The sequence below is a fragment of the Robertmurraya massiliosenegalensis JC6 genome (genome assembly GCF_000311725.1).
Taxonomy (GTDB): domain Bacteria; phylum Bacillota; class Bacilli; order Bacillales; family Cytobacillaceae; genus Robertmurraya; species Robertmurraya massiliosenegalensis.
Window position 1 is genome coordinate 443,149 of the sequence record NZ_HE978515.1, and the last position, 25,176, is coordinate 468,324.

Annotated in this window: 20 protein-coding genes, 1 other RNA gene and 2 pseudogenes; 8 read left to right on the top strand and 15 right to left on the bottom strand. The window is 35.6% G+C overall.

The genetic code is table 11. The features are described from left to right. Positions 1-112: 112 nt before the first annotated feature. From BMSHG_RS18555 to BMSHG_RS18595, 10 genes are all read right to left on the bottom strand, one after another. On the bottom strand, positions 113-1,921 hold the full coding sequence (locus BMSHG_RS18555; RefSeq protein WP_019155966.1) for a sigma-54-dependent Fis family transcriptional regulator: 1,809 nt from the start codon (positions 1,919-1,921) through the stop codon (positions 113-115). A 153-nt stretch (positions 1,922-2,074) separates the two neighbouring features. Continuing rightward, positions 2,075-3,997, bottom strand: a complete 1,923-nt coding sequence (locus BMSHG_RS18560) for an ATP-dependent DNA helicase (protein WP_019155967.1) — start codon at positions 3,995-3,997, stop codon at positions 2,075-2,077. A 100-nt stretch (positions 3,998-4,097) separates the two neighbouring features. After that, entirely contained in the window at positions 4,098-4,274 is a 177-nt protein-coding gene (locus BMSHG_RS28300) for a hypothetical protein (protein WP_019155968.1), read from the bottom strand. Positions 4,275-4,338: 64 nt separating this feature from the next. Further along, positions 4,339-5,481 (bottom strand): THUMP domain-containing class I SAM-dependent RNA methyltransferase, encoded by a 1,143-nt coding sequence (locus BMSHG_RS18570; protein ID WP_019155969.1) that lies wholly within the window; start codon positions 5,479-5,481, stop codon positions 4,339-4,341. A gap of 10 nt (positions 5,482-5,491) precedes the next feature. Continuing rightward, positions 5,492-7,222 (bottom strand): putative bifunctional diguanylate cyclase/phosphodiesterase, encoded by a 1,731-nt coding sequence (locus BMSHG_RS18575; protein WP_026073528.1) that lies wholly within the window; start codon positions 7,220-7,222, stop codon positions 5,492-5,494. A gap of 455 nt (positions 7,223-7,677) precedes the next feature. Then, an RNA gene (gene rnpB, locus BMSHG_RS27770) (RNase P RNA component class B) lies at positions 7,678-8,085 on the bottom strand. A gap of 70 nt (positions 8,086-8,155) precedes the next feature. Then, positions 8,156-8,467 carry a cell division regulator GpsB gene (gene gpsB, locus BMSHG_RS18580; protein ID WP_019155971.1) on the bottom strand — a complete coding sequence of 104 codons (312 nt, stop codon included), beginning with the start codon at positions 8,465-8,467 and terminating at the stop codon, positions 8,156-8,158. A 101-nt stretch (positions 8,468-8,568) separates the two neighbouring features. Continuing rightward, positions 8,569-9,132, bottom strand: coding sequence for a DUF1273 domain-containing protein (locus tag BMSHG_RS18585; RefSeq protein WP_019155972.1), 564 nt, complete (start codon positions 9,130-9,132; stop codon positions 8,569-8,571). Between the two features lie 381 nt (positions 9,133-9,513). Then, entirely contained in the window at positions 9,514-10,785 is a 1,272-nt protein-coding gene (locus BMSHG_RS18590) for a ribonuclease H-like domain-containing protein (protein ID WP_019155973.1), read from the bottom strand. A gap of 26 nt (positions 10,786-10,811) precedes the next feature. After that, positions 10,812-13,076, bottom strand: a complete 2,265-nt coding sequence (locus BMSHG_RS18595; protein ID WP_019155974.1) for a DEAD/DEAH box helicase — start codon at positions 13,074-13,076, stop codon at positions 10,812-10,814. Positions 13,077-13,264: 188 nt separating this feature from the next. Between BMSHG_RS18595 and BMSHG_RS18600 the strand changes: the two genes are divergently transcribed. Further along, positions 13,265-13,957 (top strand): Crp/Fnr family transcriptional regulator, encoded by a 693-nt coding sequence (locus BMSHG_RS18600; RefSeq protein WP_019155975.1) that lies wholly within the window; start codon positions 13,265-13,267, stop codon positions 13,955-13,957. Positions 13,958-14,010: 53 nt separating this feature from the next. Here BMSHG_RS18600 and hcp read toward each other — a convergent pair whose 3' ends face one another. After that, positions 14,011-15,300 carry a hydroxylamine reductase gene (gene hcp / locus BMSHG_RS18605; protein ID WP_019155976.1) on the bottom strand — a complete coding sequence of 430 codons (1,290 nt, stop codon included), beginning with the start codon at positions 15,298-15,300 and terminating at the stop codon, positions 14,011-14,013. Between the two features lie 211 nt (positions 15,301-15,511). On the opposite strand from hcp, the gene BMSHG_RS18610 reads away from it, so the two are divergent. Then, positions 15,512-15,979 carry an Hsp20/alpha crystallin family protein gene (locus BMSHG_RS18610; protein WP_019155977.1) on the top strand — a complete coding sequence of 156 codons (468 nt, stop codon included), beginning with the start codon at positions 15,512-15,514 and terminating at the stop codon, positions 15,977-15,979. A 57-nt stretch (positions 15,980-16,036) separates the two neighbouring features. Here BMSHG_RS18610 and BMSHG_RS27775 read toward each other — a convergent pair whose 3' ends face one another. After that, positions 16,037-16,567: a YppG family protein gene (locus BMSHG_RS27775; RefSeq protein WP_019155978.1), complete on the bottom strand. Its 531-nt coding sequence runs from the start codon at positions 16,565-16,567 to the stop codon at positions 16,037-16,039. A gap of 262 nt (positions 16,568-16,829) precedes the next feature. Here BMSHG_RS27775 and yppF point away from each other — a divergent pair, with 262 nt between their 5' ends. Continuing rightward, positions 16,830-17,033, top strand: a complete 204-nt coding sequence (gene yppF, locus BMSHG_RS18620) for a YppF family protein (protein ID WP_019155979.1) — start codon at positions 16,830-16,832, stop codon at positions 17,031-17,033. 34 nt (positions 17,034-17,067) lie between these two features. Here yppF and BMSHG_RS18625 read toward each other — a convergent pair whose 3' ends face one another. The 3 genes from BMSHG_RS18625 to BMSHG_RS18640 all read right to left on the bottom strand — a co-directional run bounded on the left by BMSHG_RS18625 (position 17,068) and on the right by BMSHG_RS18640 (position 19,166). Then, positions 17,068-17,427, bottom strand: a complete 360-nt coding sequence (locus BMSHG_RS18625; protein WP_019155980.1) for a YppE family protein — start codon at positions 17,425-17,427, stop codon at positions 17,068-17,070. Between the two features lie 64 nt (positions 17,428-17,491). Then, positions 17,492-17,764 (bottom strand): hypothetical protein, encoded by a 273-nt coding sequence (locus tag BMSHG_RS26515; protein ID WP_019155981.1) that lies wholly within the window; start codon positions 17,762-17,764, stop codon positions 17,492-17,494. Between the two features lie 373 nt (positions 17,765-18,137). Then, positions 18,138-19,166: a DUF2515 family protein gene (locus BMSHG_RS18640; protein WP_019155983.1), complete on the bottom strand. Its 1,029-nt coding sequence runs from the start codon at positions 19,164-19,166 to the stop codon at positions 18,138-18,140. A 106-nt stretch (positions 19,167-19,272) separates the two neighbouring features. Between BMSHG_RS18640 and BMSHG_RS29150 the strand changes: the two are divergent. From BMSHG_RS29150 to BMSHG_RS28490, 5 genes and pseudogenes are all read left to right on the top strand, one after another. Then, positions 19,273-19,524: pseudogene (locus tag BMSHG_RS29150) on the top strand (Holliday junction resolvase RecU); the annotation flags it as partial. Positions 19,525-19,805: 281 nt separating this feature from the next. Continuing rightward, entirely contained in the window at positions 19,806-20,330 is a 525-nt protein-coding gene (locus BMSHG_RS18650; protein WP_019155985.1) for a helix-turn-helix domain-containing protein, read from the top strand. Positions 20,331-20,369: 39 nt separating this feature from the next. After that, positions 20,370-21,740, top strand: a complete 1,371-nt coding sequence (locus BMSHG_RS26520) for a site-specific integrase (protein WP_019155986.1) — start codon at positions 20,370-20,372, stop codon at positions 21,738-21,740. Beyond that, positions 21,706-24,336 (top strand): hypothetical protein, encoded by a 2,631-nt coding sequence (locus BMSHG_RS18660; RefSeq protein ID WP_019155987.1) that lies wholly within the window; start codon positions 21,706-21,708, stop codon positions 24,334-24,336. Before BMSHG_RS26520 ends, BMSHG_RS18660 begins: the two co-directional genes overlap by 35 nt. 15 nt (positions 24,337-24,351) lie before the next feature. Further along, a pseudogene (locus BMSHG_RS28490) lies at positions 24,352-25,176 on the top strand (hypothetical protein); the annotation flags it as partial.

Consider the following 25,176-nt stretch of genomic DNA (forward strand, 5'->3'; position numbering starts at 1 on the left):
TTCTTGCAAGGAGTATGCCAACTTCAAAATCTAGTGATATCAATCTTCTAACTTTCGGATTGTGTAGATATAACACTATAGTTGTAGATTTTTTGTAGTGAATCCACTACACTTATGATATCCCATGCTTTTTAATTTTTTGATATAAAGTGGTGCGATGAATACCAAGGAGTGCTGCAGCTTTTGATTTATTGCCACCAGCCTTCTTAAGTGCATCAATAATCAGTTCTACCTCTTTTTTGTTACCGAGGTACTTTGCTTCTTCAATCGACCCTATTGTAGACGATTGCTTCATTTTTTTATTTGTGGAATATTCCGTCTTTTTTACGGATTCTGGGAGATGATGTGCGTCCATCACTTTCCCATCAACAAGTGTTACGAGTTGTTCGACCGTATTTACTAATTCCCTTATATTCCCTCTCCAAGGATAAGAGATTAATTCGTCAACCGCTTCTGATGTAAAAGTTTTCCCCGGCATTTCGTAACGCTCACAGATTTCCTTCAAATAATGAACAAGTAAAACAGGAATATCTTTTTTACGTTCTCGAAGGGGAGGAATGTGTAACTGAATGATATTTAGTCGATAATATAAGTCCTCACGAAATTCACCTTTTTCAACCATTTGCATTAAGTTGCGGTTTGTTGCAGCAATAACTCTTACATTGATCTGATATTTTTTCACCCCGCCAACTCTTTCTGCTTCCTTTTCCTGAAGAACACGTAACAACTTTGTTTGCATCACAAGTGGCATTTCTCCCATTTCATCTAAAAAGATCGTTCCATTCTGAGCTAATTCGAATTTCCCTGGCTTCCCACCTTTTTTCGCACCGGTGAAAGCTCCATCTTCATACCCAAAGAGTTCAGATTCAATTAACTGCTCAGGAATAGCACCGCAGTTAACGCTTATAAATGGACCAGTAGAAAATGGACTAAGGTGGTGAATGCTTTTAGCAAACATCTCTTTTCCTGTCCCACTTTCCCCTGTAATAAGGACCGTCGCTGCTGTTCTAGCTGCCTTTCTTGCTAGACGCTTCACTTCTGTAATCCCTTCACTTGTGCCAATGATTTGATCAAGTGTCATTCGACTATCTCGTTCCTGCTTTTTCGTTAAAGTGTCCGATTTTCTCTTTTCGTTTTTCTGTAACTTTTCATAAATTTTATAAACCTCTGATACCCCTTCAAATATCAACATCCCAATGGCGCCAACAATCTTATTATTTCTCCAAATAGGAATTCGGTGCACGACCATATCATGTCCCTGAATATTTTGAAGAACGCCTCGTTCAGCAACACCTGTTTTCACCGTTTCATGAAGATGTGTGTTATCAATGACCTCTGTAACATGCCTTCCAATCGCTTCTTCTCTTTTAATCCCAGTAAAGCGACTATATGCCTCATTAAATTCCTGAACAATTCCATTCTCATCTACAACAGCAATTCCTTCATAGGCACTTTCCAAAATAGCTCCAAGTACTCCATCAACATTTTGTTGCTGTTTCAATTGATATGTATATTTAGAGAGTCCATCAAGCAAATCTCTTGTCGTTAAAACACCAAAGAATGTCCCATCGTCGTCGATTACTGGTAAGTGATCATATGGAAGCGAAATGACGTCAAGAATGGAATCATTTGGCCGAATTTTCGGCAAATTTATCTTTGGAATACTTCTGACAAAAGTATCCCCACTATTCCCCTGTGCAAAATAATTCAAAAGTTTCCCTGAGCTGATAATTCCAATAAAGTGATCGTTTTCATCAATGACAGGCAAATAGTCTAAATGAAACTGAACGATTATATTTGCTGCTTCTCGCAAGCTTTGTCCTGGCGTCATAAAGTATGGACTTGGAGTCATCCAATTTTTCACACGAAATAATTCATCCTTGTGTAAATTCTGTTCTTTTTCAGAAACGAACACGTGCATTTCCTACTCCCTCCAAATTTTTGTCATCTTACTAAAATTATAACATGATTAATCAGACAAAAGCTTTGTTCCAAATAAACGATACCACTTAAAAAATCCCTTTTCGTATTAGCTGGAATCATCGTCTAATTCGAAAAGGGATTCATTATTTCATTAAATTTCTGCTACTTCAACAGGTAGAACTTGCTTTACTTTTTCCAACACATTTCCCTTTAAATCATCGTCGATTAAGATATGGACCATGCCTTTATCTTCGTGTGAGCGAATTAGTCGCCCTATTCCTTGGCGTAGACGCAACAGCATATATGGCATATCCACTTCTTCAAATGAATCCTCGCAACCTTCACGCTTTGCTGTAAATACAGGATCATGTGGTGGGAATGGCAAATCAAATATGATAACATTCTCAAGGGAGCTACCTGGAATATCAAGTCCTTCCCATAGATGAGTCGCACAAAGGACAGATTCTTCCTCATTTTGAAAATGGGCAACTAAAGTACTGATTTCGGCATCTCCCTCAAAATAAATCGGAAACTCTGTCTTTCCAGCTGACATCGTTTTAAATTGCTTCAAATCTTCTTCGGTTGTGAACAAAACGAGTCCTCTACCATTTGATGCACGAAGTTGTTCCAATGTATACTCACACTTATCTTGAGGATTCTCTCGATTAAATGAAGGCATCTTGATCACCATGTTTTCCTCATAGTCAAATGGGGACTGAACTGAAAAGGAAAGATAATCATCAATCCCTAAGCTCTTCGCCATATATTGGAAGGAACCATTTTCTGATAAAGTAGCCGATGAGAAGATAAATGGTTTCTTTTGCGAAAAAACATCCTCACGCATAATGTCTTCAACCATTCTTGGCATGATCACAAGTGTTCTTTCCTCACTCGTTTCCTCAAACCAAATAATGCCTTTTAATTCTTTTAAAAATAGAGATAAAGAATACGTAATTTGTTCTAAATACTCCTCAACAATTTTCAAATCGTATTCGTTAATGACATACATTTCACTTTCAAACACAAGCTCTTCTTCAAGCTCCATAAGTAGGTACTGCAGTTTTTTTGCTTGCGCTAGAACTGCTGGAGTCTTTGTGATCATTTGTTTTTCCGATTCGCTGTTTTTGTTTGTCGCTTTTGATATTTCTGCAAAGAAACGCTCATTTTCCATAATCGCTTCATCGATAATATGAAGTGTTTTTTCACGTACATCATTTTCCATTAATCTCGTTAAGAGGGTTTCCAATGTTAGCTCTGAAAGCCGGTACGTCAGGGCTTTTTGGCTAGCATATTCAAGTAAATGACCTTCATCAAACACAACAGATGAGCTTTCTGGTAAAAGCGGCAGCTGGCCTTCCCGTTTTCGCGAATTTCTTGTCCATATATGCTCCATATAAAAATCATGGGAGCATATAATTAAATCAGTAGCGTTCCGATAATAATCGCGGTGTAATGTTTGGCCACAACGATGCCTCATTTCGCATGAAAAGCAATCTTGCAACGGATCCCAACCAATATTGATCCATTCCTCATTCGTTAATTGCGGATAATCCTTTCGATCTCCATAATGAGTAAATGCCTGCATGGAATTATCGCGATGGACAAATGCTGGGAGCTGGTCATATACTTCGCTATAGGGCTCTCCCTCCAAAACTGACTTGTCCAATTTTTTCAGACATAAATATTGATCTCTTGATTTCGCTAATCGAACATCTATCGTTAAATTAAGTGCTTTTTCAAGTCGAGCAATGTCGCCTTCTTTTTTGACAAGCTGTTCAATTAAATTTTCATCGGCACAGGCAATGATAGCAGGCTTATTCATATAACGTGCATAACAAATCGCATAAAGAAGATAAACGATCGTTTTTCCTGTTCCGACTCCCGCTTCTGCAAAAATTACTTTTTTCTCCTTAAAAGCCTTTTCTAATTGAAAGGCCATATACACCTGTTCGTCCCTGAGTTCAAAGCCTGCCTCAGGTAAGATATCGTAAAAGACATCCCCAATCCATTCTCCTAGTTTATCCATAAAGGTTTCTGTCTTTGAAACCGTAAAAGGCAATTTAGTCTTTTGCATGAACATCCTCCATTATTCTTCTCTACCCACAAGAAAAAAGACTAACTCTGAATCGGTATAGAGTCAGTCCTTTGACTGTATGTCTTTTATGTTAAACAACTTATCCATTAATCCGTGATAAAGAATATGACAACGCACGTTTCAATTCTTCTTTCGCATTCACAAGTTCTTCGATTGCTGGTGATTGGAGCTCTTCATTTTGCTCATTTCCAAGAGCTTCAATCGAGTAAGATAAAGCACGTTCAATCGTATTAAAATCAATAGTAGAATATCTCATTGCCACTCCTCCAAATCCAATTAATGACAATAGTATTCTATTCTATCAATGCTTGGTTTATACCTTAATCCTTATTTCTTGGTGGTCTTTTCCCCCAATATTGGTAGTAATCCGTTTTAATGAAGCCATTGAATAGCTTTCTTTTCTTTGTCGCTGGTTTTCCGTAGCAAGCTTCAAAGTTTTCATTTGAAGTAAGCATGTAGACAGACCATGTATCATATGGAGCAAAAGCTTGTCCCATCTCGCGATACATTTTTTCCACTGCCTCTTTGTCGCCAAGTCTCTCCCCATAAGGCGGGTTACCGACAATGACTCCATAATCCTTTGTTGTTGTAAAATCTTTTACTTGCATTTGCTTAAAGGCAATCAAATCAGCAAGTCCAGCTTCAATTGCATTTTCACTAGCAATTTTGACCATTCGATGATCGAGATCTGTTCCGGTAATATCGATAGGCTGGTCATACTTGGCGAGATCTTCCGCTTCCATTCTCCCTTCTTCCCACCGTTTTTCTGATATCCAACCCCACTGTTCTGAAACAAACTCTCTATTGAAACCAGGAGCGATATTTTGACCTATTAACGCAGCTTCAATCGGCAGCGTACCAGATCCACAAAATGGATCAACAAAAGGTCGATCAGGGCTCCAATTCGTTAATAGCACTAAAGCTGCTGCCAACGTTTCTTTAATGGGTGCTTCCCCTTGTCCAATACGGTAGCCTCTACGGTGAAGCCCCGCACCACTGCAATCAATGGTCAACAGCGCTTTATCTTTTAATAATGAGACTTCGATTTTAAAAAGTGGACCATTTTCCTCAAACCATGTCGTTTTTTTATATTGCTTTCTAAGTCGTTCTACAATCGCCTTCTTTACGATCGCCTGACAATCTGACACACTGAACAGTTTTGATTTGACTGATTTCCCTGAAACAGGAAATTCAGCATTTTCAGGGAGAAATTGTTCCCATGGCATTGCCTTTGTTTTTTCAAACAGCTCATCAAAGGTCGTTGCCTTAAATTCACCTACTACTAATTTAATTCTATCTGCAGTTCTTAACCATAAATTGCTCCGAACAATGGCAAGCTCATCACCGTGAAAATTAATTCGCCCATTGTCAACCTCGCAATCATAACCTAGTTCTCTAACTTCCTTTGCCACTATTGCTTCTAACCCCATTGCAGATGTGGCAATTAATTGATATTTAGACATTTTTTCACCCTTATTTTATTTGATCTTCATCCCAATATTCAAGAAAGTCGAGCAGTTCCTCAAATGGGAGTGGTTTTGTTATATAAAATCCTTGTATATGATCACAGCCTCCTGCTTTCAAGAAGGATATTTGTTTTTTGCTTTCTACACCTTCCGCAACCACAGATAAATTCAATCGATGGGCAATCGATATAATTGCCTCTACGATGCTTGAATCATCATGATATTTATTAATATTCTTAATAAAACTTTTGTCTATTTTCAGTGTATCCAACGGAAAGCGGTTTAAATAACTTAAAGAGGAATAGCCCGTCCCGAAATCATCAATCGAGAGCTTAATTCCCAATTTTTTAAGTTTAACCAGTTTGGTAATTGTTTCTGAGGCGTTCGGCATAATCATACTCTCTGTTAATTCAAAATCAACTGAATGTGGATGGACGTTTGTATGCTGCAAAGTCGTTGCCACTGATTTCAAAAAATGATCTTGATTAAAATGAAGTGCAGATATATTAATACTTACCATCATTTTAGAATGTCCACGTAAATGAATCTTTTGTATATCCGAAAACGCCTGATTCATCACCCATTCACTTATCGGTACAATTAATCCTGTTTCTTCTGCCAATGGAATAAATTGAGATGGTGGAATAACCTCTTGATTATGTTGTTTCCAGCGAATTAACGCTTCAATCCCAATAATATTTCCTGTCTTTAGATTAATCTGTGGTTGGTAGACAAGGAAAAATTCATTTTGTTCAAGAGCCTTCCGCAGATGAACTTCCATTTTCATTTGTTTCGATTCGTCATTATGCATCTCTTCATGATAGAGTTCAAACTGATTTTTCCCATTGGATTTTGCTTTATACATTGCTTTATCCGCATTTCGTAACAGTGTTTCGAGCGAACTTCCATCAAGTGGGAACAAACTGATTCCAATGCTGGTCGTTACATACACTTCATGATGATTGAGAATAAATGATGAAGAAAGAGCTTCTACGACATCTTCTGCTACACTGACAGCTTCTTTTGGATGTTTAATATTTGAGAGGACGATGACAAATTCATCTCCACCAAGTCTTGCGATTAAATCCTTATTCTTAATTAAACCTTTTAGCCGAAAAGAAACTTCCTTTAAGAGCAGATCCCCATAGTTATGTCCGAGGGTATCATTTATTTGTTTAAACCGGTCCAAATCTAAAAACAAAACAGCTAACTGCTGATTATACTTTGATGCCGTTTCAATTAGGCTGTTCAAATGCTTGTTCAATGTGTATCGATTCGCAACTCCTGTTAGAGAATCAAAATGAGCAAGTTGCCTTAGTTTTTCTTCTGCATGCTTTCGATCGGTAATATCTGAGAAAACGGCAACAAAATTTGTCACCTCGCCCAACTTATCCTTAATCGAACTGATCGTAATCCATTCGGGATAGACATCCCCGTTTTTCTTTTTATTCCAAATTTCCCCCTGCCATTTTCCAAATGTCAAAACACTATTCCACATCTCCTGGTAGAAGCTTGGACCATGAATTCCCGATTGAAACATACGGGGGTTATGTCCAATCACTTCTGCTTCCAAATAACCTGTTACACTTTCAAAAGCAGGATTGACAGCAAGGATATTCCCTTTTATATCTGTAACAATAACACCTTCACTAATGTTTTCTAATACTTTGGCAGCGATTTGCCTTTCAGTTTCAACGTCTTTTTGTTTTGGCATCTCCTTAATAATAGTATCATTCATCGAGTAATAACCAGTTTTGTTCTCAGCCACACAAAAAACCCCCATTGCTGAATCCACTTTGCTGTATTTTTACTATTCAATCTCTATTAAATCATAGATGCGGAGTTAATATAAAAGATATGTATGTCATTTATATTAAAAAGTCAAATTTTTAATATACAGAACAAAAGCGCAAGCGCCTTGAACATCGCCGTACATAACTGGAAGGGCCTCGACTGAGATATAGGAAACCTGAATTGCGATAGCAATTCTTGGTTGACTTATCGTAGGGAGGGGAACTGAAGTTTGTTAGGCGATAGGCGCTGAAGCTAGACGTAGATACACTTCGTAACAAAGTTATACACAACTGCGAAATCTATAATTTCCTAAAGCAATAAGAAAAGCCCCCCAAAGTGGAGAGCTTTCCAAACAAGTCATTTTCACTTTATAATAATGTATTAAAGTCCTTAATAACGTTCTGTAAGCCATGTTTTGTTCCTTCGTACTGCAAACGACCTTCGTCTTGTACTCCGGTGGTAATCATCTATCTACAGATTACAATGAACCTGTCCTTCTTTCTCGTTCATTTCCTTAAAGAAGGTGCCCCTACCATAATTTGGGTTTCTCGCTCGTGGGGTTTACCTCGTTCCACCCTACTCATTTCTGAGGAGGCTCCGTCACTGTGGCACTTTCAAGGTATTCATGCCATATCATAAATGACTTAGGCATTTTCCCTGCCGTCAAAAAAGAAGAAGCAAGGCCTCTTCCTTAATGCCCTAGCTTATTTTTTCGCTAGGCACGAACACTACAGACATCTCAGCCTGTGCGAGCATGGACTTTCCTCTACAATTCGCCAAAACTTATTGCAGCGATTACCCGAACGTTATTAACTACAAGCATTATTATATGAAAGAATGAAAAGAATAGCAATGGAAATTATTGTTTCAATTTCTATCAGTCGTACAGCTTGCTTCCAAACACATGCTTCTCTAAATTCGATAATCTCTTTAATATATCGAAGTTCGTTGTACCCGTTGTTTGTGGTGCAGGTGCAGGAGCTGGACGCTTGGCCGATTCCTCCGCAAGCCTTTTGAGCCTGATGTTTTCTTGTTGCAGCTCTTCAATTTCTGCTTGCATCGTTTCATAATCCTTGATGATAATATCTAGAAATTTATCTACATCTTCAGGTTTATAGCCTCTCATTGCTGTTTTAAACTCTTTTTCCAAAATTTCTTTTGCCGTTAATTTAATTTTATCTGAATGCAAATTATTCACCTCTAAACGCCAATCGTTATCATTATTTTTTCAAAAATATGCAACTTTGTCAATTTTTCTTTTCTATTTTGGCATTTTCTACCGTCTTTTCATTAAAAATCGCTCTTTTTCATCTGTTCTTCTTCAACAATGGCTTGAAGATCGTAAAAATCAATTAAATGAATGTCATAAGGTTGATTCTCTTGATATTTCCGAGCGGTTTCATACAAAAATTTAGGACTCCCGTCTTTTTCAGAATCGTATAAAAGAATTAGGACATCACTCTTTTCCACTAAGAACTGATTTTTCAAACGAAACTGCCAAGGATTTTCGTACTTTTTTTTCGTAATCGAATCTACAAAATCGGCTTGAATCAGGATAGACTCATACCACTCTTTTTTCTCGTCCTTCCAGTTTTCCTCTTGATTCAAAAATGGGGTAATCACTGCAAGTTTTAAATCGTCATATCCCTCAAGCTGTAGGTCAAAAACAACTTCTGCTGCCCAAAGTTCAGTCCCTAGCTGGCCACTAACGATAACCCACTCTAGTCCTTCATCAAGTTGTGAAAGCAATTGTTTTTTTATCGCTAATTTAATGTATTCAATGCTAGGATCATTATGACTAAATAATCCAAGCTCATGTGGCTTATATCCCGAAATAACCGCTACCTTACTCAATATATTAGAAACTCCTTATGTAAAAGCTCTTTACAAATTACTTGTGCTACAAAATAACAGTGAAAAGAGCTTGCTTATTCCATCTGTGGTACGGTGCTACGTATAAATCGGAATCGTCGGCATTAGGACTATTCCAATCCGTATTGAAAGATCCTATGTAAAAAAAGATCCTAAAATCTGGATCCTTATTTTAAAACAACGCATAGTGTTTAATATTAGAAAAAATAATCGCTGTTAGACCAATGACAATAAAAAACAAAAGTAAAATCACCTTTTGCAATGCTCTTCACTCACTTTAATTTTTATTGATTAGCAAGCTCTTGTAAGCTAACCACACAATATATATTGTAACTGTGTCGAAGTGAATAGACAACTAGGGAATTAGTGGTTTTTTCTTCGCCGCTGTTTTTTTGTAATTCGTTCAATCCGTTTTTCTACTTCGGCAAATATAGTAGTATCCTTCTCTTTCCACAACGCCCTTTTTTCTTGCAAAATACAAAGGGCTTGCTCAGAATATGAGAGAGCTTGCTGCAAATTCTTTTGTCGATGCTCAAAGTATTTCGCTAGCTCAATACTAGCCTGTACTGCCATATTTTTGCTGTTAGCATCGGCAAGTTCTTGCCAAAGAGCAACCGCCAAATCCCATTGCTTTATTTTTTTGTGTTCCAAAGAGAGGGCCCATTTTGCCTTTAAAGCATTATCTTCTGACCCTTCTGCAACTAAAGAAAGATTTTCTAATGCACCTGCTCTTTCTCCTAATGAGGCATACCAACGTCCCACCTCGTAGCCTTCTGAAACTGTTCTGGATTGATCAATATTTAAAAGCTGGAAGGTGATATGAGTATACAATGTAATAAGAGACAATATATCCATTTCATTATGCTGCAAAACACCAAGCATTCCATCTGGATTACCTGTTTCAACAAAATCAAAATAGATCATCGGTGCAAGATAACCAGGTACATCTTCCTCCCGTTCAATTCCAAGTACTTCTTTTTCTACAATTGATAGTTTAAGCCTGTCTAATTTATGTTTCCATAATCGTCTCGCCCCATGAAATAAATCAAAATGGCCAAAGGATGGTAGCTTCGGTACAAGTTCTCTTATTAGTGTATGTCTTGTTTTCACCTGTGGCCAATCGAATGCTTTGCCATTATAGGTCACGAGTGTTCGATAATCGATGCTCTCAAGAAAGCTTTGATACAAGGGTACCTCTGCTCCTGGATGAGGAAGGAAGTGCTGCCGCAAAATAACCTTATCATTTTTAACTGAGGCATAACCTAGTAGAAAGATCGTATTCCCCGTTCCGCCACCTAACCCTGTTGTCTCTGTATCAAAGAAAAATAATTGTTCATGACAATAACCATTAGCGGACAACGGATGCTGAACAGACGTTTGATTCCAAGCTTGAACCGCTTCTAGAAATTGAGCAAAAGTATATCTCCCATACTTTTGTTCCAACGGATATTCCTTTTCACGGATCAAACAAAAATCACCATCATAATAGTAAGGGCTAACAAAATTTCTTTCCCATTGCTCTTGATGTGGAACCATTCCCTCCAACTGCTCACCTTGTAAAGGAGTCTTTATTTCTTCCGTTTTTTCACTTCGTATATGCGGTTTTAGGCGATTCAACTTACTACGAAAAGACATGTTCACACTTCCCTCTTCTAACTCCGTCACCTTAAAAATCGTTCCAGAATTTGCAATGCATCATATTTGGCATGTTCACTCGTTGGATCTGTGCCAATACAAGATGGACAACCACTTTCACATTGGCAACGGTTAATCATTCCTCTAGCCTCTTTAAGCACACTTTCGATCCCATCATAGATTTTCTCACTTAACCCGATCCCACCAGGATAACGATCATAAAAGAAGATCGTTGGTTTCTCATTGTGTACCGCCTTCACCTGTGGCACAACATGAATATCTCCTGAATCACACATCACAAAAATAGGAGCGATATAGCGCAAGGCATGAGCTGCACCGATTAGCCCTTGCTCCATTCTTGATTCGGATAACTCTAGACTATCCTCAATCGAGATCCATGCAGAGCTCGTATGTAGCTCTTCCTCTGGAAGAAAGATTGGACCAGAACCGATATTTTCATGGCTATCAAATTTAATTTTTTTAAAAATCGTCGCCTTCGCCAAAATACTCACATCACCATAGGCAACTTCTGTATGATTTATCGAACGACTCTTATCGATTTCAAGCACTTTAAGTTCTACAGCAAGATTGGCATCTGTGAAATAATCGACATCTACCTCGCGAACAAAAGCCTTCTTCTCCTCCCAATCAAGCTTTTCTACTTGATATTGGACTCCTTGGTGAAGATAAATGGCTTCCTCATGCAATAGGGTCATGGCAGAAAAACGGTCCATCTCCCCTATTACTCTTACATGGGCTACATTTGATTGATCAATAATGACGATGTTTTCCTGTGAAGCCGAACGAAGACTAATATTATGAGCGGGAAAGGAATCGTTCATCCAATACCATTTATCGCCTCGTTGATAAAGGACTCTTTCTTCTACGAGATACTCTAATACTTCCTCTGTTTCGAATGCACCAAAACGCTCATCTTTTTTAAAAGGTAGCTCGTAAGCGGCACATTTTATATGATCAATAAGAATAATAAGATTATCTGGATTGATTCTTGCCGTTTCAGGACTTTTCGTAAAAAAATAATCGGGATGCTCAATGATATATTGATCTAATGGACTTGAGCTCGCTACCATAATCACTAACGATTCGCTATGTCTTCTCCCTGCCCGGCCTGCTTGCTGCCATGAGCTTGCAATCGAACCTGGATATCCTGTCATGATACACACTTGAAGCTGTCCAATGTCAACGCCAAGCTCTAATGCATTCGTACTAACAACACCGTAAATATCCCCATTACGTAGTCCCTTTTCAATCGCACGTCTTTCAGTCGGCAAATACCCACCTCGATAACCACGAATGGACTTCGGGCCGAGTTGATTTTTGACTAATTCCTGTAAATAGGTTAAAAGAATTTCTACTCTTACACGGCTCCGGGCAAAGACGATCGTCTGAATCCGATTCTTCAACAACTCCCCTGCCAGTTTGCGTACCTCTAAAGTAGCACTTCTACGAATATTCAACGGCTTATTGACAATTGGCGGATTGTAAAAGAGAAAATGTTTCTTTCCGCTCGGTGCACCATTATTATCGATTAACGTCATCTTCTTCCCTGTCAGATTTTCTGCCAGCTCTAACGGATTGGCAATGGTTGCTGATGTACAGATAAATATTGGATCTGTTCCGTAAAATCGACAAATCCTCTGCAATCTTCGAATGACATTCGCGACATGACTTCCAAATACACCTCGATAAATATGAAGTTCATCGATGACGACATATTTTAAATTCTCGAATAAAGATACCCATTTCGTGTGATGCGGTAGGATGGCTGAGTGTAGCATATCTGGATTTGTAATGACGATATGTCCTGCTTTACGAACCTTTTCTCGAATCGAGCTTTGAGTATCTCCATCATATGTATAGCTATTAATCATGAGATCAGCTTCCCCAATAAGCTCATTAATTTCACTTTTTTGGTCTTGAGCTAACGCTTTTGTAGGAAAAATATAAAGAGCCCTTGCCTGAGGATTCTCGGTAATAGCTTGCAAGACTGGTAGATTATAACAGAGTGTTTTTCCAGATGCAGTTGGCGTTACGGCAACAATATTTTCTCCACTCTGTACAGCTTCGAAGGCAGATCTCTGATGGGTATATAATTCGTTAACGCCTCGTTTTTGCAAAGCATCTATTAAATTCTCGTTGATATGAAAAGGCATTTCGACAGTTTTAGCTTCCTTTTCTTCGATTGTATGCCAATGGACAATATTTTCTTTAACATTTTCTTCTAGCTTTAATTCCTCTAAAAAATGCTGTAGGTTTTTTCGCACCTTCATTGCTTTCACCTCTACTAGTTATCTCTTTATTGTATCGAATAAACGTTCGTAGAAAAAGAGATTTGATTGATATTTTTATTACCAAATTTTTTCGAAGTAAATTTGTAAGAAATCAGCCTTAAAGATTTTAGAAATGAGGATGTTTTTTATGTACAATAGAGGGAGATGACTTAAATTCGAGGTGTAGTATGAGACAGGAAGATATAAAAGAAATCTTATCAAAATTTACGCTTTTTCGTGATTTAAATGAGGATGAGTTAGCCAAAATCGTTGATATTTCCATTTCAAGAGAATGGAAAAAAGGAACTTATGTGTTTATGCAAGACGATCCTTTAGAAAATGTTTATTTTATTTATGATGGCAAAATTAAAATATATAAAAGTGATGTCACAGGGAAAGAACAGATTGTCGCATTCTTAAAAAAGGGCGAAATGTTCCCACATGTTGGCTTCTTTAGAAAAGGAGGATATCCGGCTTTTTCTGAAGTCGTGGAGAACGCAGTATTAGTTGTGGTCCCGATTTCTAAGTTTGAAAATGTTCTAATTGAAAACCCATTACTTTCGATTAAAGTATTTAAAGTTCTTGGGGAAAAAATTGTTGAATTACAAGAGAGACTCGAATCACAAATTATCAATAATACATATGAACAAATTGTCAAGCTCCTGATTAGATTAGGAAAGAATCACGGGAAGGAATTAGAAGATGGCACTATTCTCTTAAAAGGGGAATTCACAAATAGAGATTTAGCGAATATGATTGGAACAACTCGTGAAACCGTTAGCCGAACGTTAACGAAGATGAAAAAAGAAGGTACAATCGAAGTCGATGAAAAAGGAAACTTTCTACTTAATCCAGATACGCTAATGGACGAATTAATATAAAAAAAATCCGCCAGTCCTGTTAACTGGTGGATTTTTTTAAGAGAACGTTTTTATTATTTGGCAAGCATTTCTGCCATATCTTCTTGAGCTGTTCCAATTAGCTTCAAATTAAAGGTTTCTTGAAGAACGTTCATGACCCCTTCTGAGATGAATTCTGGTGGTTTTGGACCAATTCGGATATCTTGGATTCCTAAACTGAATAACCCAAGTAGAATCGCAACCGCTTTTTGCTCGAACCAAGAAAGGACGATGCTAACTGGTAATTCGTTTATTTCACATTCGAATGCGTCTGCTAACGCTTTAGCAATCTTCACCGTCGAACCAGAGTTATTACATTGTCCGAGGTCTATATAACGAGGAATGTCCGTTCCTGGAACTGTGCCATAATCTACATCATTAAAACGGAATTTGCCACAAGAAGTGGTCAAAATTACGGTTTCTGGTGGTAATGAAGTGGCGAGTTCACGGTAATATTCTCCACCTTTACCTGGTGCATCACAGCCTGCAATGACAAAGAAACGCTTAATCTTTCCTTCCTTCACAGCGGCTATCACTTCTGGAGCAAGCCCTAACACGGTTTCATGATGGAAACCAGTTAATAATGTTTCTTCCGAATCAATATAAGCTTCAGGTAACTCTAACGCTCTCTCAATCAATGGAGTGAAATCATCACCGATAATTTTTTGAACATTTTCAAGTCCAGCTACTTCATAAGAGAACATTCTATCCGCATAACTTCCTTTTATTGGCATTACACAATTTGTCGTCGCAAGAATAGCACCGTTGAATTTTTCAAATAATCTTCGTTGGTCATACCAAGCCTTCCCTAGATTTCCTTTTAAATGAGGATACTTTTTCAAAGCTGGATAGCCATGGGCTGGTAACATTTCAGAGTGGGTATAGATGTTAATCCCTTTCCCTTCTGTTTGCTTTAAAAGCTCCTCAAGTGCGAATAGATTGTGACCTGTCACAATGATCGCCTTTCCTTCAACCTTATTTTGTGAGACTCTAATCGGTTCTGGGATTCCTAATCTCTTTGTATGAGCCTCATCTAGAACTTCCATCATTCGTACTGCTGATCTTCCTACTTTCATTGCCATCTCAATATGTTCTTGCACATTGAAATTCGAATTTGTTAATGTCATGTATAGTGCTTCATGTGTTGTTGCATCAACAAATGCATCCGTTGCTCCTAATTGATTGGCATGGGTACGGTAAGCAGCAATTCCTTTTAAGCCAAAAATAATGGTATCCTGCAAACTCGCGATCGTTTCATCTTTTCCACAAACTCCAATGACCTTACATCCACCTGTAGGTGTTTGTTCACATTGATAACAAAACATTGCGCAATTCCCCTCTCTCTTTACATTACGGTATCAATATAACTTTCATTTAGTTGCGATCAAGTGAGCCAAATCACACTTCATAAAACGTTCAGAATTTGCCCCTACACTCTTTAAAGTATCTTTCTTACACGCTTATAGAAATCATGAACAGCTCCGCCTCATCTGAATACACTATACTGACCATTTTTTGAAAGAGGAGTTGTTCAACATGTCTTCGAAGCTTCCTAAAGAGCCGGACCATTTTCAAGATCCATTCGGTGATTTCAGAAATCTCATGAATGATTTTTTTCACAAAAGACCAGTGAAGGGTTTTCTCCAAAGCATGGACGAATTTTTCCAACTACCTTTTAGCAACTTTCCTGTCCAAGTGAAGGAATTGGATGAGAACATCATCATTACAGCTGAACTACCTGGAGTTAAAAAAGAGCAAATCAATATTGATATTCTTGAACGTTCTATCAACATTTCCGTAAAAAACGTCGAAATGGTCATCGAAGAAGATGAAATAAAGAATACTTACAAAAAGAGTCAATCGACACAACAATTAAGTCGTAACATCTATCTCGGACATGTAATTGACGAAAAAAATGTCAAAGCCAGTTATCAAAATGGACTATTAGAAATTCGCGTACCAAAACCAAGAGGAAAACAAATCTTTATTACTGATGGTGAGTAATATTTCATATAAAAAAACGACCCGCACTGAGGTCGTATTTTTTATGTTTTTATATAACTACACCTTAAATATTCCTCCTAAGCCCTTTACCAAACCAGAAACTTGATTTACTGCATTCATCATTTGGCCAGCTGTATCAATCATTTTATTAAAATCTAATGATCCATCCTGTTGTTTAAACGAGTTCATGAACGAGTTTATTCCTGAAGGTGGTCGATTCCCACCCATTCCTTGCTTTGGGTAAGGATGCATATATGGGTTCGTATATCCCATATATGGATTCATTCCTCCTTGATTTTTCTTAGGTTGAAGAGGATTTTGTAAAATAGACTCAACAGGATAGGTTTGCTCCTGTCCAAATGGTACTTCTCCTTGGGGCGGAGGATATTGGCCAGTGTTCATCTGTCCATAAGGGTATTGTTGTTGGCTTTGATACATTTGTCCATAAGGCTGCCACCCTTGATTCGCATATGGTGTGTAATAATAGTTTTGATTTCGTATCGGATTCCCGCCCCCTTGCTCCATTGACCATGTGGATGGAACACTAGCTTGATGATAAACATGATTTGAATTTACTTGACCAAACATCTATATCTCCCCTCCTTACCTTCAACTGTATTTAATGACTAATTAAACAAAATAAGACTGATCCATCATGATAATTTATGATAGATCAGCCTATGTTGTGACTATTGTCGTCTTTCTCTATGTCTTTAGAAAAACTTGTCAAACAATGAGATATACTGTCGGAAGTTTCAATTTTAGAAAAATTAAAGGACCGTTTCATTTCATGATACGATTAATCATAGAAATAGGAAAAGCATTTGTAAGAAAAAAGGGAGGAATATGGATGTTGGTTCACGAGCTGAAAGAAAAGTTTTCAATCCACAAGCAGTATCAAACTGAAGACGTCAACGAATTATTAGATTTCGCTAAAAAGGCATATGTATCGAATGAAATAACGTCGAGTGAGTATAAAAAACTAGTTCGTGAGCTTGAATCTCAAGGTGCAAAAATGCCTCAACTAGAGACCGAGAACCAATCCCAGTATTAATTTTTCAAAGGGAGAATTGTCACATTCTCCCTTTTTATGATCCCTTTAACAAATCTTTAAGACTCGTTAAAATAAAACGGGCAGATTGCCAATAATTGATAAAACGGGTCCTACTCGTATCAGGGAAAAACGCTTGAACTGAGAGTAATTCCATTTGCTCTGATGTCGACTCAATTTGTTTAACATGTAAATACTTCGGTTTATTCTCCTCAATCCACTTTACCGCCAAATGATGCCACTCTTCTTTTACTCCGTTTACTTCATCTGCAAAAGGTTTCACCTCAAGAAAAAAGTCTCCCTTTACTTTTGTTTCTTTTACCTCTTCAAATTTATCGGAAATTTGTTCAATATATGCTAATAACTTTTCGGTCAACTCTAATAAAGTCTCATTCAAACTTGTTTTCCTCCTACAAAAAAATAAAGTAGCTAAAAGCCACTTTATTTTTATTGTATTTCCATTAGTAACCAAGTTCAAGTTTCATGTTTGAGCTTTGAGTTAAACTCGTCTTTCGTCTCTTCTCAATAAATTGCAGTGGACCATTATCAAAAGCATTTTCAAGTTTTGTAATTCGACTATCCAGGCTCATTAATCTTGAAAATTGATCATTTAGTATCTTGTTTCGGTTTTCTGCTAAATTTGTATCTAATGTTTTTTCTAATTCCTCTAACTGGTCATAAATTTCCGTTAACTTTTCAAGTAATTCTTCCTTCTGTACATGTTCCTTTTCCATGTTACTTACCTCCTCCTACTTATCTTCACCATTTTCCTTATTTTAAAGGTCGTTTTTTCGAATTTTCGTTAATGTATATGCACTATATTCTCCCTTCATCAAATACATCCTTCTACATTGACAAAACTAGTTGTTATTCGGCAAAGATAGTCCTATTTCTTACGGTTTTGTCGTTAATTCGACATGAATGAAATGTACGTGTTTGAACACACTAAAAATGGAGGTGCTAAATAATGAAAAAGAAAAAGAAGCAAACAAATGCTCAGCCGAAAAAACTTGAGGAATCAAAAGCAGGCTTTGGCGATAAGAAACTTGAAGGACCAGACAGACCATCAACATAACACCCACTTAAGAAGAGATGATGGAGAATTGTCTAATCCTCCATCATCTCTTCTTCCCTTTTATGAAAGTGTAACTTCCTCACGAACATTTCCTTCATTAAAATGGCTTTATGCAAAGTTTTTTGCTTTCCCTTAAACCATTTCGTAATGACGACTGGATGCCGATGGTGAATCGTATGCGAAAACCATTTTGGCTTTATTTTTTTTAGCTTTGACCAATCTTTAAAACGTTCATCGGAATGATTTATGACTGGGAACGACTCCCTTAAAGGTGTGGTCTTGCTTCTAGGATAGTCATATAGATACTGTTCATAATCATCACGTGAACCAGTATGTATGGTTTTCTTTGCAAATTCATAGAAATATGGATAAAGGTTTTTATGAAAAAGAATGGCGGCAAGTCTTTTTCCTAAGTCAATTCTTTTATCGACAAAACGAAAACCACTTACGCTTGCACCAAATAATTCGCCGTGTATTGTAGGCAATAAGACACAACTATAATGAAACCAATCTTGGAAGGAAAATAAAGATGTACGAAAAACACTCTTTCTATAAAAGGGGTTGTCAATAACTGGTTTTTGAATCATATTTTGTTCATTAATGATTAATGCTATTAATATTCGTACATGATCTTTCGAATGCCAGTAGTACTTCCACTCTTGCTCCATAAACTTGGAAACATGAAAAAATGGAAGAAGGTGAAACATAGCCTCCTTATTTTTCGTCGAATATTGATAGAGAAGGAGTTGAGGGAACGCATCTTGAAATATAAGCCAATTTGCTTTTTCATATGTTTGAAATAAAACGTCTCGTTCATGCTTACTAATGACTTTTGGAAACCATTTTCCTTCTAAGTCACACATATTCCATCCTGCATTGCGAGACACCATATGAGCTAAAAAGGACCATTTAATCTCTTGATTTTCTTGAAAATAACGAAGATAAGCCTCTGTCCGCGCAATATTATCAATGTTGTTTCGCTTTACAAGGTCCTGAATTGAGTGTATTATCTTTCTTTCAGTAGCTGATAATTCAAACACTTTGACAGCAATAAAAATCACCTCTTCCTCAACAGCTATCTTTAGAATTCGTTATTTAGTGCTTTTTATTCAACCCAAAATAGTGGACTTCTGATATGATAAAGAGTAGTTTGTGAGGTGTTTATCTTTGGAATTCCATTATCCAAACGGAAAGAAATTTATTAAACCTATATCACCTGAAGAAAAAACGAGTAAGAAAAAGAAAGAAAAGGATTTTACTTACAGCAAAAGAGGAATGACGCTAGAAGAGGACTTAAACGAAACGAATGAATTCTATCTCTTGAGTAGAAAGGCAGTCATTCATAAAAAACCAACTCCTGTTCAAATCGTTCAAGTCGATTATCCGAAAAGAAGTGCTGCTGTCATAAATTATAGGTACAGTATAGGGCTAAATTATATTATTCAATAAAAAAATATTTATAAACGTTGATATAACAATGAATATAGCCACAAGAGTATTTCACCCCTTTATTAAATAAAGGGGTGTTTTAAATTTATTTAAAATGATACTATTAAATCATAATTACTTTACAGACTCTGTATAGACTCTAAGTAGACTCTACTACAACTACAACATTTTAGTATTTTTTTTGTAGTAGTGTTGTTGTAGAGAAGTATTAAAAAAGTGACCTTTTTTGAAAGCATAAAAATGGGGTGAAAATGTTGAATAATTTTCTGACTGTAAAACAAGCTGCCAAGTATTTAAACAAAAGTGAAGAAACAATTAGGCGTTATCTACGTAAAGGAGATTTCCCAAATGCAAAAAAAGAATCCGATACACAAGGATGGAGAATACCTATAGATGATTTGAAAAAGATTCCTTCAAAGGAAAAAAGTACAAATTTTCAATACCCTAATGATTACTCAGCAGGTACAAGTCATGAAAAAGTTAGTGAGACAGTTGCTTTAGCTTATAAAGCTGTTACTTTAACTGACCCTTCTGAAGAATTGGTTGGGATTTTATCACATATTGGTATTCATAGAACACTTGAAATATTATTAATTATGCAACTCTCACCTACAAAAGTTAAGAATCCTCCTGCATTTATTAAAAAAGCAATAAGCAAAGGTTGGACCACTGATACCGTACCCATTAAGCAAAATAGAAATGTGGCAAGAATTCAATCCGTTCCACAATCCCAACCGGAAAGGAAGATTCCTTTTTATAATTGGTTAGAAGACTAATTATATAGCACAAAAAATCAATATGCCCGGAGGAAAAAGATGAAGAACATATCAATGAATGAACTATCCAATGTCGAGTTTGTATGCAGGAAAGTAATTGTAAAAGACAAGATAGTAAATACAGTTTCGGAAAGGGAAACTGTACTTATCTGTATAAAAAGAAAAGATACTTCCTTATTACTGCCTCATCCCCTTTCTTACTTTATTTTACAAGAATTTGAGTATAAAGATGGCTCTGTTAATACATATCTTGCGTTTGCACGAACTGTATGTAGATTTATGAACTTTGTAATTTCAAGGATTCAAAAAGGTGTAGAAGACTATCAATTCCTTAGAGAAAAAGGAATATATGGTTTAAAAAGGTTTCATGGGGTTGAATTTTTGAATCATAAAACTTCTGAAAAAAGGAAAAGAAATACAGTAAAAGACTACGATTATCATTTAAGCAGGTTCTTTGTTTTCCTTCTAAAAAAAGGATGGTTAGATGAAAAGTTTACCTATCAAACAAATGAAAACAATAATGTAACTACAATATTTAATGATGTAAATGGATTAACAAGGTATATACCTAGTAAAATTGAGACGGGTGTTATTCGAAAGGCCCATAAACTAAAAGATTTCGGTAAAAATAGATTTAGTTTAGTACCACTTTTTGTGCAAACTGCTACTGAGGTAGCTCCTGACATTGCTCTTGGCATTTGCTTTGAATTTTTTGGTGGCCTTCGTAGAGGTGAAGTTGTCAATATTACCAGAGCAAACATTCACGAAAAGCCAAGAAAATCATTAGTTATCGATATCCGAGATAACCGAAAAAAATTATTTTCAAGATTAAAAGATACGAGTAACGAATACCCTAAACGATTAAGATATTTAGATCCATCATTGGCAAGGCAACAGATATACACGAATGAATTGGTTTGGAGAGTATATTATCAACACTTAAAACAAATGGACATAGATTTAAAAAATGGTAAGTTAAATACATATAAAATGTTTCAGCCTTTATTTTACGACTCCTATGGACAACCAATGTCAGCTAAAGTTTTTGAAAAAAGATTTAAAGAAGTTAAAAAAGCCTTCTTAGAAAAGATTAAAATGCATGAGGATTACCTCTTGTTCAAAGAAAGTAGTTGGAGTACGCACATTGGGCGAGGTTGCTTCACTAATTTATTAATGGATTTAGGTTTTTCCGTTACACAAATAGCAATAGCAAGAGGCGATACAAATATAGATTCAGCAATGGAATATGTAGATTCAAAACTTTCCCACGAAGCAACAAAAACAGCTATGAACTTACTGAATAATTTATCACACGAACAATATGGTATTTTTGATAAAGATATGTTAAAGGAAATTAAAGCAAGAGGGAGAATTTATGGAGAATCGAGAGTTGAAATTGAATACTATTAAAAATATAAGTACATCTATAATTGAAAAAGATTACATAAATATCGGTCAAATGGCACGGTCTCTTGGCTATAAAAAACATCCAGAGCAGAAGCAAATTGAAGAAATAATAGATTTTTGCCAACAAAATAATATTGAGGTTATTCAAACTGAAACTTTTATTAATAGAAATAAACTATTCTTTAAGTCTTCTGACGTTGACACCTTTCTTGAAAAATACATATCAGCTGATTCACTAGTAAAGACGTATGGTATTACCTACAGAGAATTATATAAGATTCGAAACTATGGTCTTTATAAGAATATGGAAACTATTAAAATTGGCAGAAAGATTTTTCATCCAAGACAAGAAATAATAGATGCCATAGAAATCCGAAAAAATTTAGAAACTGATAATTTTTTTAGCTCAGATGAAGTAAGAGAAAGACTTGGGATTGCAGATTCACACCTTTTATCTACATTGAGAGATGAAGAAGGACTACAATATTATTCGTTTGGTCATGGCCGATATCACAGAAAATATTATTTGAAGGAGGATATTAAGAACTTAGAGAAAAAGCAACAAGAATACAAAGATAAATATTATTCTTCAGAACAAGTAATTGACCTTATTGGCTATCGCCCACCTTCTCATTTTATTCTGCCTGCCCCTATTCAACCAACAATCTTATTAAAAGCAGCAGTTAGATATAAAGGGAGCCAAACGGTAACATTCTTTTACAAGAAAGATATTGATGAATATGTAAAAAGAAAAAAGAGAAAAGAATATAAGTCTCAATTAGTTAGTGATGATGGACTATCATCTTATAATTTATTGTGTTCAGCTGCAAATGTTTATTTTTCTGATAAAAGCAAGGAGACAATGATAGCTTGGGAAGATTTTGTAGAAAAGCAATTTAAGGGGTCTTCTAGAAATACCAAATCTTTAAGAGATCTTGTTAATACAATATTTAATTGTAAAAAGGTATTAGTTAAATATCTCAATGATAAAGAACTAAATAACTGTACTGCAAACGATATTAATACACATATCTTTAACACAGATATACAACTTATTGTAAAGCAGAAACTATATAGTTTTTTCAGAGATTATCATAAAAGACAAATATATTTAGGAAAGAATGTTTATACATTGAAACATCTGATAAATCCTTATCAAATCCCAGCAATCAACAGTCCCAAAAAAGATATATATGACTATGAAGAATATCAAGGATTACTTTCTTATGTTGCAGATGTTCAAAAACATAAAAATAAAGCAATCGATGATGCTATAAAAAAGATTAATAAACAAAAATCTGTACATTATGCTTCTATGTGGTTATATACGCTTGTTCACTTAAATAACGCTTGGAGGGCTATGGATTTTATTACCTCCTTACCTAGAATCGAACAGGTGGTTTTAGAACGGCTAGGGATTCATTCATTAGAAGAGTTTAAAACTAAAGTCTTGGACTCTAAGGAAGCAAAACAGATTGTTTATCAGTATCAAATTAAGGATTATTTAATGAATAAAAATGGAAGTCTTAATAGATTTTATTGCTCAGATTTTTTAACAATAGCTTTTGCTACTTCTGCAATAATTTGTACACTCGTTGCAAATGAATTATATCCAGAAATTGAAAAAATAAATGATGACAATTCTAGACTTGAAAAGGATTACTTATTTTACTTTAATACAAAAAATTTAAAGCCTCTAAGAACTGCGTATAATGGGTTTTTCGATTCTTTCGCCTTTAAAGATACTATTAAATTCGAAAGCAAAAAGATGAATAGAACTTTGCTCGTTTTTATGTATTTAATTCTTTCAAAAAATGGTTTATCTTCCCATGCACTGGAAGTTTCAAAAAGGCTTAGGTCTCACTATGATTATGAAACTACAAATATTTATCTAACAATACCAGATGAGGAGTTAGATTTGTTAGTAGATCACTTGTTTAGAAGAGGTAGTTTTGGATACATACCAAAATTGTTATCCAAAGTTGTACTAAGTAAAGAACAAGATGATAACTTTCAAAAAGAAACAGAACAAATTAAAGCTATTAAAACTGTATTTAATGGGGTTCATGGTATTGAAGCTACTAGTGGATTCTTAAATCACCTTATTTCAGAAAAGATATCTGTTGCAGATAAAATTTTAAGCTTAAATCAAAAGGAAGCAAGGAAAATTCTCTTTGAAATTAATACTAATATACTCCCTAGTAGGCAGGAAAATATAATGTGTTTGAATGGTAAAAACGGGTGTTTAAAGCCTAATAAAGATGATGATTATAATCCTTGTCATGGATGTCCGTATGCAATTCCAAATTTTTATTCAATAGCATCTCTTGTAAATAGGATTAAAGAAACTCTCAAAGAATTAAAAGAAGCTTTTGAGGATGCCGAAGGATATGAGTTTGAACGAAGAAAAAATATCAATCATTTATATATATATTTGGACGAATTTTTAAGCGCTAAGGAAGAATTCGGAGATATTGTATATGAATTCTTTGAAGGTGGAAAAAAGGAATATAACGATTATCTAGATTTAATTGATTTAGTAAATTTTGGGGATAAACCTATTGATTATTATCTCTCATATGAACCCAAATATGTTTAACGAGGAGCATAAGAAATGAAAGAAAATAATGCAGTAGAAGAACTTAATCTGGCCGCTGACAGTTCTTTTAATCTTGATGGCATTATATATGCAAAAAAGGTCTTAAATCGATTAAGAAAAGAAAAAAGCTTAATACAGGGAGAATTTGACGAAGATTTATGGATTGTTGAACATGAATTTAACAAAGGTAACTATATTCACTTAAATTTTGAGAAATTAAATTCTATAATATTCATAAAAAATTCACCTAAACATCTCAAAAAAGTTATTAAATGCTGGACAACTTATCTATTAGATAATTACTCTTATCGAACTGTCCAAGCTACATTGAACCACGTAATAAAATTTACAGTTGAAACATCTGGCTATAAAGCTGATAAAGTAGTTGAATTCTTAAATAAAATTGATGATAGTGACCGCGAAAATTCTACAAAGAAAACTTTTTTAACTGCAGTTTATAACTTTTTAGATTACTCCGAGTTAATGAATGTGGAAGATGTAATGGCTATATTGCAAAAATATCAGTCCAAATTAGGTCAACGCTCAGGTGTCAGAATGCTTCCCCCTCCTTTTTGGATTTTTGAATTCGATAGGATATTAAATGAATTTTTCAATAAGCTGGACACCCTTGAACCATCAGAAGAAATAAGCAGGTTAAGATGTCTATATAGTCCGATTAGGTTATGGTGGAATCTTACAACAATAATTCCAATTCGTCCCTCTGAATTTTGTTTAATTGAACGTAATTGTCTGTCATTTACGGAAACAATTGAAGGTAAACTTTATTATATAAAATTACCTCGAAAAAAATTAAAAAAAGTAAACAAAAAAAGTATTCAA

Bases quoted from the DNA above. Each gene is read 5' to 3' on its own strand.
- BMSHG_RS18555 (WP_019155966.1), bottom strand. From the start codon at position 1,921: ATGCACGTGTTCGTTTCTGAAAAAGAACAGAATTTACACAAGGATGAA.
- BMSHG_RS18560 (WP_019155967.1), bottom strand. From the start codon at position 3,997: ATGCAAAAGACTAAATTGCCTTTTACGGTTTCAAAGACAGAAACCTTT.
- BMSHG_RS28300 (WP_019155968.1), bottom strand. From the start codon at position 4,274: ATGAGATATTCTACTATTGATTTTAATACGATTGAACGTGCTTTATCT.
- BMSHG_RS18570 (WP_019155969.1), bottom strand. From the start codon at position 5,481: ATGTCTAAATATCAATTAATTGCCACATCTGCAATGGGGTTAGAAGCA.
- BMSHG_RS18575 (WP_026073528.1), bottom strand. From the start codon at position 7,222: ATGAATGATACTATTATTAAGGAGATGCCAAAACAAAAAGACGTTGAA.
- BMSHG_RS18590 (WP_019155973.1), bottom strand. From the start codon at position 10,785: ATGTCTTTTCGTAGTAAGTTGAATCGCCTAAAACCGCATATACGAAGT.
- BMSHG_RS18595 (WP_019155974.1), bottom strand. From the start codon at position 13,076: ATGAAGGTGCGAAAAAACCTACAGCATTTTTTAGAGGAATTAAAGCTA.
- BMSHG_RS18600 (WP_019155975.1), top strand. From the start codon at position 13,265: ATGAGACAGGAAGATATAAAAGAAATCTTATCAAAATTTACGCTTTTT.
- hcp (WP_019155976.1), bottom strand. From the start codon at position 15,300: ATGTTTTGTTATCAATGTGAACAAACACCTACAGGTGGATGTAAGGTC.
- BMSHG_RS18610 (WP_019155977.1), top strand. From the start codon at position 15,512: ATGTCTTCGAAGCTTCCTAAAGAGCCGGACCATTTTCAAGATCCATTC.
- BMSHG_RS27775 (WP_019155978.1), bottom strand. From the start codon at position 16,567: ATGTTTGGTCAAGTAAATTCAAATCATGTTTATCATCAAGCTAGTGTT.
- yppF (WP_019155979.1), top strand. From the start codon at position 16,830: ATGTTGGTTCACGAGCTGAAAGAAAAGTTTTCAATCCACAAGCAGTAT.
- BMSHG_RS26515 (WP_019155981.1), bottom strand. From the start codon at position 17,764: ATGGAAAAGGAACATGTACAGAAGGAAGAATTACTTGAAAAGTTAACG.
- BMSHG_RS18650 (WP_019155985.1), top strand. From the start codon at position 19,806: ATGTTGAATAATTTTCTGACTGTAAAACAAGCTGCCAAGTATTTAAAC.
- BMSHG_RS26520 (WP_019155986.1), top strand. From the start codon at position 20,370: ATGAAGAACATATCAATGAATGAACTATCCAATGTCGAGTTTGTATGC.
- BMSHG_RS18660 (WP_019155987.1), top strand. From the start codon at position 21,706: ATGGAGAATCGAGAGTTGAAATTGAATACTATTAAAAATATAAGTACA.